This window comes from Mesorhizobium sp. M0019 (assembly GCF_040323975.1).
Classification (GTDB): Bacteria; Pseudomonadota; Alphaproteobacteria; order Rhizobiales; family Rhizobiaceae; genus Mesorhizobium.
Map to the genome: position 1 here is coordinate 63,331 of NZ_JAMYVK010000032.1, position 17,783 is coordinate 81,113.

At 63.3% G+C, this 17,783-nt stretch carries 20 protein-coding genes, 1 tRNA gene and 2 pseudogenes; 10 read left to right on the forward strand and 13 right to left on the reverse strand.

The window, feature by feature from the left end; genetic code table 11:
• Window positions 1–33: 33 nt before the first annotated feature.
• From NKK47_RS22200 to NKK47_RS22215, 4 genes are all read right to left on the reverse strand, one after another.
• A complete protein-coding gene (locus tag NKK47_RS22200; protein ID WP_352578252.1) occupies window positions 34–375 on the reverse strand; it encodes a hypothetical protein in 342 nt (113 codons plus the stop codon).
• Between the two features lie 166 nt (window positions 376–541).
• Window positions 542–1,309: an alpha/beta fold hydrolase gene (locus NKK47_RS22205; protein WP_352578253.1), complete on the reverse strand. Its 768-nt coding sequence runs from the start codon at window positions 1,307–1,309 to the stop codon at window positions 542–544.
• A gap of 20 nt (window positions 1,310–1,329) precedes the next feature.
• Window positions 1,330–1,893, reverse strand: a complete 564-nt coding sequence (locus NKK47_RS22210) for a DUF192 domain-containing protein (protein WP_352578254.1) — start codon at window positions 1,891–1,893, stop codon at window positions 1,330–1,332.
• 19 nt (window positions 1,894–1,912) lie between these two features.
• Window positions 1,913–2,509 (reverse strand): cold-shock protein, encoded by a 597-nt coding sequence (locus NKK47_RS22215; protein WP_502893739.1) that lies wholly within the window; start codon window positions 2,507–2,509, stop codon window positions 1,913–1,915.
• A gap of 215 nt (window positions 2,510–2,724) precedes the next feature.
• On the opposite strand from NKK47_RS22215, the gene gloA reads away from it, so the two are divergent.
• Complete coding sequence (gene gloA, locus NKK47_RS22220) at window positions 2,725–3,165, forward strand: lactoylglutathione lyase (RefSeq protein WP_023674793.1); 441 nt, start codon at window positions 2,725–2,727, stop codon at window positions 3,163–3,165.
• 105 nt (window positions 3,166–3,270) lie between these two features.
• Here the strand turns inward: gloA and NKK47_RS22225 are convergent, their stop codons facing one another.
• From NKK47_RS22225 to NKK47_RS22245, 5 genes and pseudogenes are all read right to left on the reverse strand, one after another.
• Window positions 3,271–3,651, reverse strand: coding sequence for a DUF2255 family protein (locus NKK47_RS22225; protein WP_352578255.1), 381 nt, complete (start codon window positions 3,649–3,651; stop codon window positions 3,271–3,273).
• A 13-nt stretch (window positions 3,652–3,664) separates the two neighbouring features.
• A pseudogene (locus NKK47_RS22230) lies at window positions 3,665–3,865 on the reverse strand (alcohol dehydrogenase catalytic domain-containing protein); the annotation flags it as partial.
• Between the two features lie 17 nt (window positions 3,866–3,882).
• Entirely contained in the window at window positions 3,883–4,647 is a 765-nt protein-coding gene (locus tag NKK47_RS22235) for an SDR family NAD(P)-dependent oxidoreductase (protein ID WP_352578256.1), read from the reverse strand.
• A gap of 43 nt (window positions 4,648–4,690) precedes the next feature.
• Complete coding sequence (locus NKK47_RS22240) at window positions 4,691–5,677, reverse strand: aldo/keto reductase (protein ID WP_352578257.1); 987 nt, start codon at window positions 5,675–5,677, stop codon at window positions 4,691–4,693.
• 2 nt (window positions 5,678–5,679) lie between these two features.
• On the reverse strand, window positions 5,680–6,012 hold the full coding sequence (locus NKK47_RS22245; protein ID WP_352578258.1) for a carboxymuconolactone decarboxylase family protein: 333 nt from the start codon (window positions 6,010–6,012) through the stop codon (window positions 5,680–5,682).
• 258 nt (window positions 6,013–6,270) lie between these two features.
• On the opposite strand from NKK47_RS22245, the gene NKK47_RS22250 reads away from it, so the two are divergent.
• The gene (locus NKK47_RS22250; protein ID WP_352578259.1) at window positions 6,271–7,164 is read left to right on the forward strand and encodes a LysR family transcriptional regulator; all 894 of its coding nucleotides are present in this window, start codon (window positions 6,271–6,273) and stop codon (window positions 7,162–7,164) included.
• Between the two features lie 233 nt (window positions 7,165–7,397).
• Complete coding sequence (locus tag NKK47_RS22255; protein ID WP_254817703.1) at window positions 7,398–7,691, forward strand: DUF2218 domain-containing protein; 294 nt, start codon at window positions 7,398–7,400, stop codon at window positions 7,689–7,691.
• Between the two features lie 8 nt (window positions 7,692–7,699).
• On the opposite strand, the gene NKK47_RS22260 is transcribed toward NKK47_RS22255, so the two are convergent.
• Both NKK47_RS22260 and ilvA read right to left on the reverse strand, forming a co-directional pair.
• A complete protein-coding gene (locus tag NKK47_RS22260) occupies window positions 7,700–8,272 on the reverse strand; it encodes a DUF1697 domain-containing protein (RefSeq protein WP_352578260.1) in 573 nt (190 codons plus the stop codon).
• Window positions 8,269–9,525, reverse strand: a complete 1,257-nt coding sequence (gene ilvA, locus NKK47_RS22265; RefSeq protein ID WP_352578261.1) for a threonine ammonia-lyase IlvA — start codon at window positions 9,523–9,525, stop codon at window positions 8,269–8,271. Before ilvA ends, NKK47_RS22260 begins: the two co-directional genes overlap by 4 nt.
• Window positions 9,526–9,829: 304 nt before the next feature.
• Between ilvA and NKK47_RS22270 the strand changes: the two are divergent.
• The 4 genes and pseudogenes from NKK47_RS22270 to NKK47_RS22285 all read left to right on the forward strand — a co-directional run.
• Window positions 9,830–10,231: pseudogene (locus NKK47_RS22270) on the forward strand (aminopeptidase P family N-terminal domain-containing protein); the annotation flags it as partial.
• A gap of 13 nt (window positions 10,232–10,244) precedes the next feature.
• Window positions 10,245–11,045, forward strand: coding sequence for a M24 family metallopeptidase (locus tag NKK47_RS22275; protein WP_352578267.1), 801 nt, complete (start codon window positions 10,245–10,247; stop codon window positions 11,043–11,045).
• A 103-nt stretch (window positions 11,046–11,148) separates the two neighbouring features.
• A complete protein-coding gene (locus NKK47_RS22280; protein ID WP_023674783.1) occupies window positions 11,149–12,222 on the forward strand; it encodes an alpha/beta hydrolase in 1,074 nt (357 codons plus the stop codon).
• Window positions 12,223–12,354: 132 nt separating this feature from the next.
• Window positions 12,355–13,518, forward strand: coding sequence for an alpha/beta hydrolase (locus NKK47_RS22285; protein ID WP_352578262.1), 1,164 nt, complete (start codon window positions 12,355–12,357; stop codon window positions 13,516–13,518).
• Window positions 13,519–13,786: 268 nt separating this feature from the next.
• On the opposite strand, the gene ade is transcribed toward NKK47_RS22285, so the two are convergent.
• Both ade and NKK47_RS22295 read right to left on the reverse strand, forming a co-directional pair.
• Window positions 13,787–15,598 (reverse strand): adenine deaminase, encoded by a 1,812-nt coding sequence (gene ade, locus NKK47_RS22290; RefSeq protein ID WP_352458453.1) that lies wholly within the window; start codon window positions 15,596–15,598, stop codon window positions 13,787–13,789.
• Between the two features lie 547 nt (window positions 15,599–16,145).
• Entirely contained in the window at window positions 16,146–16,598 is a 453-nt protein-coding gene (locus tag NKK47_RS22295; protein ID WP_352570883.1) for a cupin domain-containing protein, read from the reverse strand.
• 279 nt (window positions 16,599–16,877) lie between these two features.
• Here NKK47_RS22295 and NKK47_RS22300 point away from each other — a divergent pair.
• The 3 genes from NKK47_RS22300 to NKK47_RS22310 all read left to right on the forward strand — a co-directional run bounded on the left by NKK47_RS22300 (window position 16,878) and on the right by NKK47_RS22310 (window position 17,722).
• A tRNA-Leu gene (locus tag NKK47_RS22300) sits at window positions 16,878–16,963 on the forward strand.
• Between the two features lie 259 nt (window positions 16,964–17,222).
• On the forward strand, window positions 17,223–17,510 hold the full coding sequence (locus NKK47_RS22305; RefSeq protein ID WP_023674775.1) for a ribbon-helix-helix domain-containing protein: 288 nt from the start codon (window positions 17,223–17,225) through the stop codon (window positions 17,508–17,510).
• Window positions 17,507–17,722 (forward strand): type II toxin-antitoxin system RelE/ParE family toxin, encoded by a 216-nt coding sequence (locus NKK47_RS22310; protein WP_352578263.1) that lies wholly within the window; start codon window positions 17,507–17,509, stop codon window positions 17,720–17,722. Before NKK47_RS22305 ends, NKK47_RS22310 begins: the two co-directional genes overlap by 4 nt.
• Window positions 17,723–17,783: the final 61 nt, after the last annotated feature.

Consider the following 17,783-nt stretch of genomic DNA (forward strand, 5'->3'; position numbering starts at 1 on the left):
TCGGCCACTTGCGTCCGGAAGATTTGCCCGAAATCACGTAAACGCGCCTATGGTCGATGCCATGGACCACAGCATGAACACCCCGGCCGTCAGCGACGCGCCGTTGACGACGACGCCAGCCAGGCCGAGCAGACGATTGTCGTTTGGACGACCCAGCGCCTTCAGCCCGAAAACCACGCCGGTAAGATGCGCCAATGGCCCGACCAGGAAAAATACCGCCATAAAGAAGCCTGTCACACTGTGCTGGATAAGCACGGACGCGTCGCTCGGCATTGCCATCAACGCGGTGATCGCAATCGCGCCTGCCACCAATGCAGCCAGCGCTAGAACAACGGACCATTCGCCGAACCTGCTTTTCGCAACGACGCCCAGCAAAGCGGCGTCGCTTCTTCCCCATTGTGCCATCGTACCCTCTGCCCCTCGTTCAGCGCGTGGCGGGTTTGAACCGATCCACGCGTCACGCTTAGTTACCCCCGTATCGTTGCAAAACCGCTAAGAACCCCAGCTTCAGGCCCTATGGCCGCTTTTGGGGAGCCATCCGTCAAAACCGATGCTCGGCATAAAACTCCAGCACGCGCTGCTTGAAGGTCTTGTCGCCGACCGCCAGCATATGGTCGCGGCCTTCGATATGAAAAGCCCTGGCGTTGGGCATCAGGGTGGCGAGTTCATCCGGCGAACCACCGATGTCGTCCTTGGTGCCGACGGCGATCAGCGTCGGCTGGGCAATGCGGGCAAGGTCGGCCTCGCTCAGCAATTCGCGCGAGGTGGCGATGCAGGCGGCGAGCGCCCGGCGATCGCTGCGGGTCTGATCGGCGAAGGCGCGGAACGAGCGGCCGCGCGGATCGCTGGTGCCTGCCGGATCGTCGGCCAGAAGGGCGTCGGCTATCGGATCCCAGTCGCCGACGCCGTCGACCATGCCGATGCCGAGACCGCCGAAGACCAGCGTCGCCACCTTCTCCGGGTCGGAGAGCGCCAGGAAGGCCGATATGCGCGCGCCCATCGAATAACCCATGACATGAGCGCGTTCGATGCCGAGATGGTTCAAAAGCGCTGCCGCGTCCGACGCCATTTTTGCCGGCGTGTAGTCGGCTTCGTCATAGCTCTTCGACGACGACCCATGGCCGCGATTGTCAAAGGCGATGGCACGGTAGCCGGCATCGTTCAGCGTCTTGAACCAGCCGGGCGACACCCAGTTGACGTAATGGCTCGAGGCAAAGCCGTGGATCATCAGCACCGGATCGCCCTGCCCCGATGTCGGCTGGCGGTCAAGGAAAGCAAGGTCGAAACCGTCATGGGAGAAGAACTGCATCGGCCGAAGATCCTGCCCGTTCAGTCGTAATCGACATTCGGCGCATCGCCCTTGTCGGGCGGCGGCATGGCCGGCCCCGGCGCCGTGCCGATGGCCGGATGGCGCAGCAGGTCGCCGTCCTCAAGGCCCTTTTTGGCGGCGGTGCCTGCCTTGAGCTCGAGCACGAAGCGCACCGGCTCGTCCGGCGAGATGATCGCCTCCGACTGCGGCTCGCCTTGCCTGATCGCCCGGATCCGGCCGTCCTGGCCGACGAAGATGAGGTCGAGCGGCATCGGCGTGTTCTTCATCCAGAAGCTCACATCCTGCGGCGCACCGAACACGAACAGCATGCCGTGATTGTCGGCCATGTGGCGGCGGAACATCAGGCCGGCCTCGCGCTCGGCGGGCGTGTCGGCGATTTCGACCGAAAAAGAACGCTCGCCGGCCTTCGTCACCGCGACCAGCGGCGCCGGGTCGACGGGAAGGATCATCGCCTTGCCGTCGGCCGAACTCGGTTGCTGAAAATAGAAGAACGCACTTGCGGCGACGATGAGGAAAATCCCGGCGCAGAGCGCGCCCGCCGTCAGCCGGTTCCTGTGAGCCATATGAAATCCTCGGCCGGAACTAATGCGAGACCGGCAAGGTACCCATATCGGGGTGAATTTCGGCGGCCATAAGGCCTTTGTCGCCGCGCCCGAAGCGGACCAGCACCACCTGGCCCGGCCGGAGTTCGGTGATGCCGTAGCGGCGCAGCGTCTCCATGTGGACGAAAATGTCCTCGGTGCCCTCGCCCCGGGTCAGAAAGCCGAACCCCTTGGTGCGGTTGAACCATTTGACCAGCGCCCGTTCGAGGCCGCTTTCCGGCGTCACCGCGACATGGGTGCGCTGCTCCTGCATCTCCGCCGGATGCACCGCCGTGGTGACATCCATCGAGAGCACACGGAAGGCCTGCAGCCCGCGCTCGCCCTGCTTGACCAGGCAGACGACACGGGCGCCTTCCAGGGCGGTCTGAAAACCGTCCTTTCGAAGGCATGTCACATGGAGGAGGATGTCGCCCGAAGTACCATCATCGGGAAGGATGAAACCGTAGCCCTTGGCCACGTCGAACCATTTGATGGCGCCGGCGATTTCGACGAGATCGGCCGTATCGGCGCTCTCATCCCGCTTCAACGCATCGTTACCGGCCCCGTCCCGCCCCATGAAAGAGGCCTTTTCCCCCATAAGAACGCCCCCTTTTTTCAACAAACACCGCAACTGATTCTTGGTATCAGATTAACACCGCGGCTTCCGGTGTGTGCAAGACCTGACGTGCCTTTTTTCACGGTTCCGTACAGGAATAGCGGATTTGCCGTTTGCCGGCGCCGGCAAGCGTGGCCAATTGCCCTTTGGCCGGGCCGCCCCTATGTTGCGCCGCAACGCAACATAAGGAGGAAATCATGCGCTATCTGCACACCATGGTCCGCGTCGCCGACATCGATGCTTCGCTCGATTTCTACTGCAACAAGCTTGGCCTCAAGGAAGTGCGCCGTCACGAAAACGAGCAAGGCCGCTACACGCTGATCTTCCTCGCCGCCCCCGAAGACGAGCAAAGCGGCATCAGCGAGAAAGCGCCGCTGGTCGAGCTGACCTACAATTGGGACCCGGAAGACTACAAGGGCGGCCGCAATTTCGGCCATCTCGCCTATGAGGTCGACGACATCTACGCCACCTGTCAGCGGCTGATGGACAATGGCGTTACCATCAACCGGCCGCCGCGCGACGGCAACATGGCGTTCGTCAAATCGCCGGACGGCATCTCGATCGAGCTGTTGCAGAAAGGTCCGGCCAAGCCGAAGGCCGAGCCGTGGGCGTCGATGCCGAACACCGGCAGCTGGTAACCGATCACGCCATGTTGAGCCGGCATTGCTGGGCAGGTTGTGTCTAATGGGGAGGATCGCGCGGCAAGCCTTTGGCTGGTGAGCCGTGGTCCTTCGGTGAGCTTGCTACTCAGGCAGCAGCGGTACAATCCTGACGGTGGCGGACCGAGCGCGCGCACCGATCATCGGGCTAAGGTACGGGTTTCCGCGATACTTCGCCCGATAGGCGTCATCGATACGGTCGTTGATCGGCCCGTCGACCGGCTCGAAGGCGACGTCCTTCGTCATGCGAGCGGCGATGATCCGTCCGCCCTTCTGCCGGATGGCGGCTTGATACCATCGTGAGTCCTGTCCGTTGTAGCCGCGCGCATAGAGGACGCCGTCGACTGCCACGGACCAGATCCAGGTTGGGGTGCCATATGTCACGCCATCTTCCCTGAACGGCGCAATGTGCAAGTCGTCGGCTTCGGCGATCTTGCGCAATTCGTCTTCAGACCATCTCGTCATGTCTGGGCCTCCCCTCTTCGACGAGTCCGCAATATTCATGTCCCATCGATGTCGGCCCGGAGGACGCTTGCAGGCCGCGGTAGGGCCAGAGGTCCGACCCGCATACGCAGGTCGCCGCGATCCGGATGATGGCATCGGTCGAGGCCAGGATTTTCGGCTCGGCACGGTCCTCGAAACGCACGTCTCCCGGACCGTATAGAACTGCTCCTTGCATGGTTTTCCTCGTCCTCTTCAGCGCATGACAAAACCGCCGTCCACCGAGATGGACTGGCCGGTCACATAGCTCGCAGCGTCGCTGCAGAGCCACAGGACTGCATTCGCAATTTCCTCGGGGCGGCCAACCCGTCCCATCGGAATGCTCTTTTCCATCGCCTTGAGCGCATCGCCCTGACCGCCGGCCACCATCTGGTCGGCCATCGGCGTGCAAATGAGCCCTGGGCATATGGCGTTGATACGGATGCCGCGTGCTGCATATTCGAGAGCCGCGCTCTTGGTGAACCCAAGCACTCCGTGCTTGGCGGCATGGTAGATCCCGCGCTCGGCACCTCCCACAAGTCCCCCGAGTGAAGAGCAATTGACGATCGCGCCGCTACCTTGGTTGCGCATCTGCTGCAGTTCGAATTTCATGCAGCTCCATTCGCCGCGGAGATTGATCCCCATGACTCGGTCGTAATCTTCCCGGGTGGCGTCGGCCGTTTCCGCGAGGACATTCTGCACGCCCGCATTGTTGTAGGCGGCATCGAGCCGGCCGAAGGCCGCGACCGTATGCGCGACCATGGCTTCGACCTGTGCGTCATCAGCGACATCGCAACGAACGGCGAGGACCTTATGGCCTTGAGCGGTCAGTTCATCGACCGCAGCACGCACCGCGTCTTCGTTCCAGTCGGCGAGCGCGACGGACGCCCCCGATTCCGCGAAGGCTTTCGCTGTGGCGAGGCCCAGTCCGGACGCCGCGCCTGTCACCAGCGCGACCCTCCCCTCGAATGAAATGTTCATGGAAATATCTCCTGTAAATGTGTCGGTTCGGCGCGTTGCGCCGCTAACGTTGCGTGCGCTCCGCCTCCGCCGGGGGGTAACGGTCGCCTTGCACGGTGATTTGCGCGGCAGCGTCCTCGATGTGCCGTAGATCGTCGGGCGAGAGCTCGATCCCTGCCGCGGCGATGTTCTCCTCGAGCCGGTTGAGCTTGGTGGTGCCTGGGATTGGGACGATCCAGGGCTTTTGCGCCAGCAGCCAGGCGAGCGCGATCTGTGCGGGCGTCGCGCGTTTCTGCGCGCCGATTCTTTCCAGCAGGTCGACCACGGGGCGGTTCGCCTTGCGGGCCTCGGGCGTAAAGCGCGGCAAGCTGGCGCGGTTGTCGTTACCGCCGAAGCTGGTGGTTTCGTCGATCTTGCCGGTGAGGAAGCCCCTGCCCAGCGGGCTGTAGGGGACGAAGCCGATCCCCAGTTCCTCGCAAGCGGGCAACACCTCCGCCTCGGGCTCACGCCACCACAGGGAATATTCGCTCTGGATCGCCGCGACCGGCTGAACCGCATGGGCGCGGCGGATGGTCGAGGCGCCTGCCTCGCTGAGACCGAACTGCTTGACCTTGCCTTGCGCGATCAGGTCCTTCATCGCGCCGGCGACGTCCTCGATCGGCACGTCGGGATCGACCCGGTGCTGATAGAATAGGTCGATCGCCTCGACCCGCAGCCGCTTCAGCGAGTCTTCGGCCGCTTGCCGGATGCGTTCGGGGCGGCTATCGAGCCCGCTGGATCTGCAGCGACTGAAGTCGTGGCCGAACTTGGTGGCGATGACGACGTCCTTGCGGAACGGCTCCAGCGCCTCCCCCACGAGTTCCTCATTGGTGAACGGACCATAGACCTCGGCGGTGTCGAAGAAGGTGACACCGCGCTCGACCGCCGCCCGGACGAGCGCGATCGTCTCCTGACGGTCTGGAGCCGGGCCACGGTGATAATTCAGGCCCATGCAGCCCAGCCCGATGGCCGAGACCACAAGGCCGCTGTCACCGAGCGTGCGGTTCAGCATTCTCATTCTCCCGCGTCGGTTTCTTCGAAGACGTTGCGCGCGATTCCGACCGCCGTGCTGGCGGTGGGCCAGCCGGCGTAGAAGGCGAGATGGGTGATCGTCTCGACCAGTTCGTCGCGCGTGACGCCGTTCTGGAACGCAAATTTCAGGTGGAACGGCAGCTCGTTTGTCCGGTAGAGGGCGATCAGCGTCGCCACTGTGATCAGGCTGCGGTCGCGCGGCGACAAGCCGGGCCGCTTCCAGACATCGCCGAACAGAACGTCATCGGTGTAGCCCGCGAGCGCGGGAGCGATGTCCCCAAACGGACTGCAGAAGGCTTTGGGCTTTTCGCTCATCGGAGACTCTCCTTAGTGGGCCGGCGAGATATTCCTCATCAGTGGGCCGGCGAGATATTCCTCATCCGTCACTTTCTCCTTCCACTCGACCGCCTTGCCGTCGATGGCTTCGGTGACGGGAAGGTGGGTCATCGCCGTCGTGGGCGTCGCGCCGTGCCAGTTGTGTGGCAGGCTGTTCTGCTCGCAAGCAATATAAGGGTCGCCCAATCATGCGATTAGGTGCTAGTTTGTGCATGTACTTGTGAGTGAGATTCAGCAATGGCTCGAGCGAACCTCAACGATCTTGCCGCCTTCGTCATGGTCGCGAGCGAGCGAAGTTTCACTCGGGCCGCCGCCAAGCTCGCCATCTCTCCATCCGCCCTGAGCCACGGGATGCGTGCGCTCGAAGAGCGGCTGGGAGTTCGGCTGCTCACGCGGACGACCCGCAGCGTGACGACGACAGAGGCGGGTGAACGCCTCCTTCGGACTTTGGCTCCGCGGTTCGCGGAGATCGACTTCGAACTCGCGGCGCTCACCGAATTGCGGGAGAAGCCGGCCGGCAACATCCGTATTACGACGGATGAATATGCCGTTGGGGCCGTGCTCTGGCCCGCGCTTCACAAGCTGCTTCCGCGCTATCCCGACATAAAATTGGAGATCGTCATCGACTACGGCCTGACCGATATCGTCGCGGAGCAATACGACGCCGGCGTGCGGCTCGGCGGGATGGTGGCCAAGGACATGATCGCCGTACCCATCGGGCCGAATTTGCGCATGGCAGCGGTCGCGGCGCCGTCCTACTTCGCCGAACGCCCAATGCCGCGAACGCCTCAGGATCTGACGAGCCACGACTGCATCAATCTTCGCCTGCCGACCTATGGCGGACTTTATGCATGGGAATTTGAGAAGAACGGCCGGGAGCTGCGGGTGCGCGTCGACGGACAACTGACGTTCAACAGCGGGAATCCAATGTTGCAAGCCGCTCTGGATGGTTTCGGCGTGACTTACTTGCCGCAAGGCCAGGTTCAGCCCTACCTCGACAGCGGCCAACTCGTCCAAATGCTCTCGGACTGGACTCCGCCCTATTCGGGATATCACCTCTATTACCCGAGCCGACGCCAGCCGACGCCCGCGTTCAGCATCGTTGTGGAGACCCTGCGATACCGGGGCTGACGCGGGAGAAGATCGGCGGTCAATCGACCTGAGTTAATGATCGCGAGCACGTTCGTCCGCGCGGTCCGCGTCGCGCGCCGATGTGTCGCGAGTTTTGGCCCCGCCTGGGGGCGGATGCGTCCGGCAGCCTTTGCCGATCCGCGAGACGGCACCTATCTATCTGGTTGTCGCGCCCGCCTGCCAGGCTGGCGCCCAATCACTCCAACAGGGGCGTGCTCCAGGAGAATTCATTCATGCCGGCCAGCCATGTCGACGTCGCCACCGAACACGCCAGCCGCTATCTGCAGCAGCTGTGCAAACATTGGGCGCACAAGTTTCCCGTCGAATTCGACCCGAACCACGGCACCATCGATCTGACGCTCGGCCGCACGGTTCTCGATGCCGACCCGGCTGCGCTGCATATTGCAGTGACGACCGATGAAGCCGGCTCGCTCGAGCGCCTGGAAACGGTCGTCGCCGAGCACATCAAGCGCTTCGCCTTCCGTGAAGAGCTGGCATTCGACTGGAAACGCGCTCCGGCCGCGTAGACGACCTGTCAACCGCCGGCCTGGGCCATGTCCAGCAGCATCAGCACGGTGCGCCAATTGCGCGCCGTGCCCGGCACCTTCAGAACGCGCGGAATGAGATTGGCAAACACCGATTTGCCGAGCCCGTCAGGCGCATGCAGGTAGAGCACGTCGCCCTTGATCTCGAAGCGTTCTGGCCCGGTACATTTTTCCGCCAGCCGGGCGACCTCCTCGGCGGTCGGCCGGCGCTCCAGCGCATAGGCATGCAGCTTGGTCGGCTCGCCGGCCACTTCCGGATAGGGATTGTCCGCCGCCAGCCGCTCGAGCCAGCCGAGATCGCGCACCATGATGCGTGAATGGAACCCCCATTTCTTCTCGAATTCCGCTTCCAACCGCTTGGTCAGCGTCGCCGCATCGCCATCTGGCGACCGGAACACGGCGTTGCCGCTCTGCACATAGGTGGCGACATCGGAGAAGCCGAGCTGCTCGAAAAATGACCTGAGTTCCGCCATCTTGACGATGCGGTTGCCGCCGATATTGATGCCGGAAAACAGCGCGATAAAAACGTTCGCCGAAGCGTTCGGAAGATCGTTGCTGCTCATATGATGAACCCGGCGAGCGTCTCGTTGTCTGTGATGTCCTGGTAATGGACGCTCTCGGCGTCGAAATTCGCCTTGAGCAGGTCGAAATTGCGGCGGTCCTTGGTTTCGATGCCGATCAGCACCGAACCGAAATTGCGCGCCGATTTCTTCAGATATTCGAAGCGGGCGATGTCGTCGTCGGGACCCAGCAATTCGAGGAAATCGCGCAGCGCGCCGGGCCGTTGCGGAAAGCGGATGATGAAGTATTTCTTCAAGCCCTCGAAGCGCAGCGCCCGTTCCTTCACATCGGGCAGCCGCTCGAAATCGAAATTGCCGCCCGACACCACGGCAACGATGGTCTTGCCCCTGATTTCCTTCCTGGAAAAATCCTTGAGCGCATCGATCGCCAGCGCGCCGGCCGGCTCGAGCACGACGCCTTCGACATTGAGCATTTCGATCATGGTCGCGCAGAGCCGGTTTTCCGGGATCAGCCGCACGGTGTCGGCGGCAAACTCCCTGAGGTGGCGCAGCGGCTCGCGGCCGATCTCGGCCACCGCCGCGCCGTCGACGAAATTGTCGACCTTGGCGAGCTTGACCCGCTTTCCGGTGGCGAGGCTCTCGCTCAGGCTCGGGGCGCCGGCCGGCTCGCAAAAGACGAAGCGTGTCTCTCGCTGCTGGTCGGCGAAATAATGGATGACGCCGGCGGCCAGGCCGCCGCCGCCGACCGGCAGCATGACGATATCAGCCATGCGCGCACCGGGCATCTGCTCGGCGATCTCCCAGGCGACGGTCGCTTGCCCTTCGATGATGTCCTTGTGGTCGAAAGGCGGCACCATGTGGGCGCCGGCAGTTTCGGAGAATTCGAGTGCGGCGCGGTAGCAGTCGTCGAAAAAATCGCCGACCAGCCTGATCTCGACGAAGACGCCGCCGAACAGCCGCGTCTTGTCGATCTTCTGCTGCGGCGTGGTCACCGGCATGAAGACGACGCCCTTTTTGCCGAAATGGCGGCAGACGAAGGCAAAGCCCTGCGCATGATTGCCGGCCGAAGCGCAGACGAACAGCTCGGCAGCGTTACCGGCAGCGAGCGCCTTGCGGAAGAAGTTAAAGGCGCCGCGGATCTTGTAGGAGCGCACCGGCGTCAGGTCCTCGCGCTTCAGCAGCACCCGCGCGCCGGTCTTCTTCGACAGATAGTCGTTTTCCTGCAGCGGCGTCTCCGGAAAAATCTCGCGGATCGCCGCAGCGGCAGCAGCGACGCGAGAGGAGAAACTGGTCATGGCAAGAGCACCCCACAGGCTACGCGAGTTCGGTCCCGCTATTGCATATCCGGCCTCGTGAAGCCATTGTCCGGCCGCCCCGAAGGGGCATTTCCGGAATCAACGTAAGCATTTGGGGGCGTTTGCTCATGCCTGTCGCATCGGTGGCCCAGAAAACCGTGTCGCTGCCGGAGTTCGGCGAGCCGACGGTGATTCCGCTGGTTACGCGCGCCACCTATGAGGCCCGCATAGCGGCACTGTCGCGCGCGGCGGGTTCGATGCCTTCGTCGTCTATGGCGACCGCGAACATGCGGCCAATGTCGCCTATCTCTGCGGCTACGATCCGCGCTTCGAGGAGACGCTGCTGGTCATCGTTCCCGGCAAGCCGCCGAAACTGCTGGTCGGCAATGAGGGCTGGGGCTATGCCGAGATCTGCGATGGGCCGTACGAGCGCGTGCTCTACCAGACGTTTTCGCTGCCGGCGCAGCCGCGCGACCGCTCGCAAGCGCTGGCCGACATCCTCGTCGATTGCGGCCTGAAAGCCGGCCAGCGCATCGGCGCCATCGGCTGGAAACCGTTCGGCCCCGGCGATGCCGGCTTTGGCGAAACGACGCTCGACCTGCCGTCATTCATCGCCGACACGCTGCGCAGCCTTGCCGGCGATAGGGGCACGGTCGTCAACGCGGCGAACCTTTTGATGAACCCCGCCGACGGCCTGCGACATTAATGAGGCCGACCAACTGGCCGCATTCGAATTCGCCGCGACCTATTCCTCGCAAGGCCTGCGCAACGTCCTGCAAGGCATCGAACCCGGCATGACCGAATTGCAGGCGGCGCGGCTGATGGGCATCAACGGCCTGCCGCAATGCTGTCACCCGATGCTGTCGGCCGGCAAGCGTGCGGCCTATGGCCTGCCGAGCCCGCGGCTCGAAATCATCAAGCGCGGCGACCCGATCACCATGGCATACGGCATCCAGGGTTCGCTCAACGCCCGCGCCGGTTTTCTGGTCGAGAACGCGGCCGAGCTTCCGAGGGACATCCAGGACTATGTCGAGAAGCTGGTCGCGCCCTATTTCTGCGCCGTCGTCGACTGGTACGAGACGGTCGGCATCGGCGTTCCCGGCGGCGCGTTGTGGCAAGCGGTGCACGAGCGCATCGGCGATCGGTTCTTCGGCGTAGCGCTCAACCCCGGCCATCTCATCCATATCGACGAATGGATGCATTCGCCGGTATTTTCCGGCTCCGACATCAGATTGAAGTCGGGCATGGCCTTGCAGGTCGACTTCATCCCGGCGACCGGCACCGATTATTTCACCACAAACATCGAGGACGGCATCGCGCTGGCCGACGAGGCGCTGCGCGAAGAGATCGCGGCGCGCTATCCCGAAGCCTGGCGCCGCATCGAGGCGCGCCGCGCCTTCATGACCGACGTGCTCGGCATAAGGCTGAAGCCGGAAGTGCTGCCGTTTTCCAACATTCCGGCGTTCCTGCCGCCGTTCTGGCTTTCGCGCAACAGTGCGATGGCAGTCGCGAGGCGCTGAGCGCATTTCGGCGCCTGCGACTTACTTCCGCCGCACTTGGCCTGTCCGGGAGGTGCGGCGGAGGTGGATGGGCCTTTGGTCAGGCCGGAGTGGAATTGCTTAAGTGCCCTTGAAGACGATTTGCATCATTCTCATTGCCGCGCTGCTCGCCGGCTGCGGCGGGCGCCAAACCGAGGAACTGCTCGGCAGCGCCATGATGGCGGTGCCGGTGACGGAAATCGCCGGCAACCACTCGATCTTCATCGCAACCACGCGCAAGCGCTCCGACGATCCCGACAAGGTCTTCGACGGCGAGCGCTCGGCGACGCTGAACTATGCCCGCGTCAACGTCACCGTCCCCGGCATCCACAAGACAGGCCAGATCGAGCGGCGCTCGCGCGGCAAGTCGGACGATCCGGCCAAATACTTCATGGCTTCCGAGGTCGTCGGATACGACACCCAGCCGAAATTCTCCAGCGCGCTCAGCGCCGACATCGCGGCGCGCGGCGGCCGCGTCATGGTCTTCGTCCACGGCTACAACACCGGCTTCGACGACGCGGTCTACCGCGTCACCCAGATCACCCATGATTCCGGCTATCCGGGCACGCCGGTGCTGTTTTCCTGGGCGTCGGGCGCCAAGACCACCGACTATGTCTACGACAAGGAAAGCGCCAGCGTTGCCCGCGACCAGCTGGAAGTGACGCTGAGAATGCTGGCGCAGACCGGCGCGCGGCGCATCGACATCGTTGCCCATTCGCTGGGAACCTGGGTCACCATGGAGGCGCTGCGCCAGCTCGCCATCACCGGCGACCGCGATCTCGGCGGCAAGCTCGGCGACGTCGTGCTGGCCTCGCCCGACATCGACGTCGACGTGTTCAAGAGCCAGATGCGCCGCTACGGCAAGCCGAACAAGCCGTTCATCCTGCTGCTCTCCGACGACGACCGGGCGCTGCGGCTCTCCGGCCTGATAGCCGGCGCGCGGCCGCGCGTCGGCGACTACAAGGACGCCGCCGACCTCGCCAGCTATGGCGTGTCGGTCGTCGATCTCTCCAGCGTCAAGGGAGCCGACCGCTTCAACCACACCAAATTCGCCGACAATCCGGAATTGGTGCAGTTGATCGGCCAGAAGCTGCGCGAGGATGACGGGTTTGCCAGCGACCGCGAGGTGACCGACCGGATCGCCTCGGTCGGACAATAGCTGCATTGCGCGGCAGTGATTGTTGACCATTGCCGCACCATCGGAACAGTTTGAACTGGACCGTGCCGGGCTCTGCCTCTATCGAATAGGCCAAGACGTCTCCGGCTCGACGTCGCCTTTGCGGGAGCCCGCGTGACCGTGCCTTCGAAGATCTTTCTCGTCGTTGCGTTCGCGCTCGCGCTGGCAGGCTGCGCCGGCCAGAACACCCATGATTTGCTCAACAAGACGACGATCACCGTGCCTGCTGCCGATATCGCGGCGACGCATCAAATCTTCGTCGCAACGACCCGGCAAAAGGCAATGAAAGCGCCCCGGCAGGTGTTCGACGGCGACCGTTCGCCGACCACCAGCTTTGCCAGCGTCGAGGTGACGGTGCCGAAGATCCACCAGCTCGGCGCCATCGAGCGGGTCAAGGGCTCGGCCAACAGCAATCCGGCGAAGGATTTCACGGCGACCGGCGTCACCTTCTACGAAGGCGCGCCGCAATTCGCCAAGGCGGTCGGCGCCGACATCGCCATGCGCGGCGACCGCGCGCTGGTTTTCGTGCACGGCTTCAACAACGGCTTCGATGACGGTATCTACCGGCTGACGCAGATCGCGCACGACACGAAATACCCAGGCACGCCGGTGCTGTTTTCGTGGGCGTCGAGCGGCAAGACGACCGGCTACATCTACGACAAGGAAAGCGCCAATGCGGCGCGCGACGATCTCGAAGCGACGCTGCGCATGCTCGCCAAGAGCCGCGCCAAGAGCATCGACATCATTGCCCATTCGATGGGGACCTGGGTGACCATGGAAGCATTGCGCCAGCTTGCCATCACCGGCGACCGCGACCTCGGCGGCAAGCTCGGCTACGTCATCCTGGCCTCACCCGACATCGACGTCGACGTGTTCAAGAAGCAGATGATCCGCTACGGCAAGCCCGACAAGCCGTTCGCCGTGCTGCTTTCGGGCGACGACCGGGCGCTCAGGCTGTCGACCCTGATCTCCGGCGACAAGCCACGCGTCGGCGACTATGGCGACGCGGCCGACCTCGCCAGCTATGGCGTCTCGGTGGTCGACCTGACCAAGACCAAGGGCGGCGACCGGCTGAACCACGCCAAATTCGCCGACAACCCGTTCCTGGTGCAGCTGCTCGGCGACCGCCTGCGCGCCCCGGCGGGCCTCGCCTCCGAAGAGACCGCGCCGGCCCAGCTCGACAATCTCGGCCAGGGCCTCGGCAAGGCCGTCGGTTCGGTCGCCGAAATCGTCATCACCACGCCGTTCAAAGTGCTGACCATCGCCACCGGCGGGTGAGCCGACCTCTGCTGCCAATCACGCCGGTAATTGGCAGCTGTCAACAAAAACGCTCTGCAGCGATCCTTCGCGCCCCCCTCTGTCCTGCCGGACATCTCCCCCTCTAGTGGGGAGATTGGCCGCCACTTTCGGCTTTCGCCAATCTCCATCTTTGACGAACAAGGCGCTGTCAACGAAACTGCCAATCTCCCCCCTTGAGGGGGAGATGTCCGGCAGGACAGAGGGGGGCGCTGTCCAGGGCGCTGTCCCTCCAGGGTTCAGTGATTCTTCAAACGAACAGATCAACCTTCTGGAACGTCGTCACGTCGATAAGGCCGACGTCGGAAATTCTGAGCTCGGGGATGACGACCAGCGCCAGCAGCGAGTGCTGCATGTAGGCGTTGTTGAGCGAGCAGCCCATCTGGCGCATGGCGTCGCTGAGTTGGTCCGCCTTTGCGGCGACGATTTCCGCCCGCTCGTCCGACATCAGCCCGGCGATCGGCATTTCGACCAGCGCCAGTTCCTTGCCCCTGGAGAACAGCACGACGCCGCCGCCGACCTCGCCCAGCCGGTTCACGGCCAGGGCCATATCCTGCTTGTTGGTGCCGACGACGATGATGTGGTGGGCATCGTGGGCCACGCTGGAGGCCATGGCGCAGTCGCCGATATAGCCGAAGCCGGAGACGAAGGCGTTGGTGACGCCGCCGGTGCCCTTGTGGCGCTCGACCAGCGCGATCTGGCAGACATCGTTGCGGCGATCCATGGCGACCAGCCCGTCCTCGACGGCAAGATCGGCCTCCAGCGCCCGCGTCGGCGCCTGGTTTTCGATGACGCCGATGACGCGCACCCGCACCTCGTTGGCGCCCATGGGTGCCGCGATGTCGAAATCGCCTGCCTTGAGCTTCCTGCCGAGCTTGACGGTGTTCTTCGCCGTCCGCGGATAATTGTAGGCCGGAATGTCAATTTCGAGCTTGCCGCCCTTGGCCAGCCTGACGCCGCGGCCATAGACCTCGTCGATGGTCATTTCGGCGAGGTCGGAGACGATCAGCAGATCGGCAAGGCGTCCCGGCGCGATCGAGCCGATCTCGCGCTCCAGCCGGAAATGCTGGGCGGTGTTGAGCGTCGCCATCTGGATCGCCGTCACCGGCTTCAAGCCCTGGCTGATGGCATGGCGGACGACCCGGTCCATATGGCCTTCGTGCACCAGCGTGCCGGAATGGCTGTCGTCGGTGCACAGGATGAAGTTGCGCGGGTCGAGCCCGCTCTCCGTCACCGCCTTGATCTGCGAGGCGACGTCATACCAGGCCGAGCCCAGCCGCAGCATCGCCTTCATGCCCTGGCGGACGCGGGCGATGGCGTCCTCGGCGCGCGTGCCTTCGTGGTCATCCTCCGGGCCGCCGGCAACGTAGCCGTGAAACGGCAGGCCGAGATCGCGCGAGGCATAATGCCCGCCGACGGTCTTGCCGGCCCTCACCGTCGCCGCGATCTCGCCCGACATCACCGGATCATTGGCGGCGACGCCCGGAAAATTCATCACCTCGCCGAGCCCGATGATGTTCTCCCAGGTCATCGCCACGGCAACGTCGGCGACGGTCAGCTCGGCGCCGGCATGCTCGAGCCCCGGGGCGGAGGGCACGCAGGACGGCATCTGCACGAGCACGTTGACCGGCATGGCGACGGCCTCGTCATGCATCAGCCGCACGCCCGGCAGGCCGAGCACGTTGGCGATCTCATGCGGATCGATGAACATCGAAGTTGTGCCATGCGGGATCACCGCGCGGCAGAATTCCGTCACCGTCACCATGCCGCTCTCGACATGCATATGCGCGTCGCAAAGCCCCGGCACCAGATAGCGGCCGCCGGCATCGACCACCTTGGTGCCCTGGCCGATGGCATGGCCGGCGTTCGGCCCGCAATAGGCAAAGCGGCCGCCGGCAATGGCGATGTCGGTGCCGGCGATGATCTCGCCCGAATGGACGTTGACCCAGCGCCCGTTGCGGATGACGAGATCGGCGGGTTTGCGGCCCATAGCGACATCGACCAGATGCGTCGCCATCTCGGCCCAGGGTTTTGGTTTCGTCGCATTGGCGGTCTTCGGCATCAACAGGCTCCTCTTTGCCCGACTGTGCCAAGCCGCGAGGATTTTGACCAGCGAGGAAGTAAACGCCGACGGCGAAGTTGCAGATCTCCCCCCTTGAGGGGGAGATGTCGCCGAAGGCGACAGAGGGGGTCGGGACGTCCTGACGCGAACCTTTACCGCGAAACAAAACAGGCTGGCGCTCGACGCGCGACGACCCCCTCTGGCCTGCCGGCCATCTCCCCCTCAAGGAGGGAGATCGATGCGCCATGGCTTTCGCCAATCGTCAAGGGCATTTTGTGCCGGCCGCAGCAACTTTGTTCTTGCTTTGTGCCGGCAGCTATGCTACTAATTTGGGTATGGTGCCAATTGGCTCCAACGACCCGTCCTCCCGAGGCGGGTTTTTTGTTATTGCCGCCATTCATGGCAAATGGCGCAGGCGGAATACGATTCCGTTGCGGCCAATCAGCTTTCGCCTCGTTTGCGGATCTTAGTGAATCGCCGGTCGCGGAGTTTGACGCACTCCATCGTTCGAGCCTTCGGCCGGTTCACTCAATTCGATCCCGAACTGTCACTTTTTGCTTGGATCGTCCGCCGGGTTGACGTAGGTGATCTTGAATGGCCCCTCGCCATGAACCTGGATAATCGTATCGCTTGTCGTCCAGGCGAAGTGATTCATTCCGGCCGGCGCGACGCCGAAGCCGCCAGCAGTCAGTTCGACACCTTTCGCCTCGTCGAGCTTATCGCCCATTCCAATATGGAAGTTGCCGGAAAGCACCGTTACGTATTCCGTGGTGGGATGATTATGTGCGGCAATTTTGTAGCCGGCGGGTGTCTTCAACCGCAGCACATAGGCGCCGTCCTTTGAGGGATCTCCAGCGACAACAGCCATTTCCGCGCCAGCGGGAATGACAGCTGGAGCAGGACCCCATTTGATGTCTTTGGCGTTCATCGGCATCTCATCGGCAAACAGAGGCGCCGTCCCAACAAGCAGCAGTGCGAGGGCAGAGGCAAGCTTGAGCATGACAATCTCCCAGGTGTTTGTAGAGGACGGCGTCGAGTATCGGAGCGCTGATCCACTTGCCACTTCGAGCCTACCAGGGCAGAGCGCCCGAACGCATCCTGCGAACGGGGGACGCGCATTCGCGGTAGCCGCGGAAGCTGCCGCTAAAAACATTTCCAGGTGAAACGATTTTGTTTGTATCACTGTAGGTGATCGGCCTCGCTAGCTTCCAGTGCCAGATTTCTCTACGGCAGAAGACGGCTTGACGGCCCCTGCCCGGCATCTGAAAAGGACTGGCCTGCGGACGTGGCGGAATTGGTAGACGCAAGGGACTTAAAATCCCTCGATCTCTGATCGTACGGGTTCGAGTCCCGTCGTCCGCACCAGCAACATCGGCGCCGCCATTGCGGCCTAAGCAAGAGCATGAACTCGCCGCATACAGGCTGCCACATGCCATTTCTCGACCAGGAGCCGGCGAGCCGATGCGGGATCTGCGATATGCGTATCCGGTGTCCGCATGTTCGTTTGCCAGCTTCCAAAGCGCACTCAGGCAAGGGCGGCGGTATCGGTCACACGCATCATCGCCAGCAATTTCGATATGATTTTGTCACATCGGCTGCTATATGGTGGAAAAGGAGTCCGCCCATGCGAACCACCCAGCCGATAAGTATCACCCTCCCGCGCGACATGGCCGAGGCCGTCGCGCGCAAGGTCGAATCCGGCGCCTACGCCTCCGTCAGCGAAGTGCTGCGCGAGGGCGTGCGCGCGCTGCTCGACCGCGACGCCGCCGTTGAACGCTGGCTGCGCGAGGAAGTCGCCCAGAGCTACGACGAGTACAAGGCGAATCCGTCCAGCGCCATCCCTGCCGAGCAGGTCATGCTGCGTATCCGCGACCGCGCCGCCGCGCGACGCGATGATGCCACTAAGGAATGACGCGCAGGGTTGTATTTTCCGCGCAAGCGGAGCACCAGTTGGATGCGCTGTATCGCTACATAGAGGAATATTCCTCCACAGCCCGTGCAGAATCGTTCGTTGGCGGCATCGTGGCCTATTGCCACGCGTTCGAGCCGTTTCCCGAGCGCGGAACGCGCCGCGACGATATTCGTCCCGGCCTCCGCGTTCTAGAGCGGCGGACTTTCATGTGAGTCCATACCCTGCGGCTGCGAAGTAATTTCTGCATTCTATTGGAGAGAAGAGATTGCAGAT

Coding starts and splice junctions, on each gene's coding strand:
- NKK47_RS22235 (WP_352578256.1), bottom strand. CDS start 4,647: ATGAACATTTCATTCGAGGGGAGGGTCGCGCTGGTGACAGGCGCGGCG.
- NKK47_RS22295 (WP_352570883.1), bottom strand. CDS start 16,598: ATGCTCAAGCTTGCCTCTGCCCTCGCACTGCTGCTTGTTGGGACGGCG.
- gloA (WP_023674793.1), top strand. CDS start 2,725: ATGCGCTATCTGCACACCATGGTCCGCGTCGCCGACATCGATGCTTCG.
- ade (WP_352458453.1), bottom strand. CDS start 15,598: ATGCCGAAGACCGCCAATGCGACGAAACCAAAACCCTGGGCCGAGATG.
- NKK47_RS22215 (WP_502893739.1), bottom strand. CDS start 2,509: ATGGGGGAAAAGGCCTCTTTCATGGGGCGGGACGGGGCCGGTAACGAT.
- NKK47_RS22260 (WP_352578260.1), bottom strand. CDS start 8,272: ATGAGCAGCAACGATCTTCCGAACGCTTCGGCGAACGTTTTTATCGCG.
- NKK47_RS22225 (WP_352578255.1), bottom strand. CDS start 3,651: ATGACGAGATGGTCTGAAGACGAATTGCGCAAGATCGCCGAAGCCGAC.
- NKK47_RS22250 (WP_352578259.1), top strand. CDS start 6,271: ATGGCTCGAGCGAACCTCAACGATCTTGCCGCCTTCGTCATGGTCGCG.
- NKK47_RS22255 (WP_254817703.1), top strand. CDS start 7,398: ATGCCGGCCAGCCATGTCGACGTCGCCACCGAACACGCCAGCCGCTAT.
- NKK47_RS22245 (WP_352578258.1), bottom strand. CDS start 6,012: ATGAGCGAAAAGCCCAAAGCCTTCTGCAGTCCGTTTGGGGACATCGCT.
- NKK47_RS22310 (WP_352578263.1), top strand. CDS start 17,507: ATGACGCGCAGGGTTGTATTTTCCGCGCAAGCGGAGCACCAGTTGGAT.
- NKK47_RS22305 (WP_023674775.1), top strand. CDS start 17,223: ATGCGAACCACCCAGCCGATAAGTATCACCCTCCCGCGCGACATGGCC.
- NKK47_RS22240 (WP_352578257.1), bottom strand. CDS start 5,677: ATGCTGAACCGCACGCTCGGTGACAGCGGCCTTGTGGTCTCGGCCATC.
- ilvA (WP_352578261.1), bottom strand. CDS start 9,525: ATGACCAGTTTCTCCTCTCGCGTCGCTGCTGCCGCTGCGGCGATCCGC.
- NKK47_RS22205 (WP_352578253.1), bottom strand. CDS start 1,309: ATGCAGTTCTTCTCCCATGACGGTTTCGACCTTGCTTTCCTTGACCGC.
- NKK47_RS22210 (WP_352578254.1), bottom strand. CDS start 1,893: ATGGCTCACAGGAACCGGCTGACGGCGGGCGCGCTCTGCGCCGGGATT.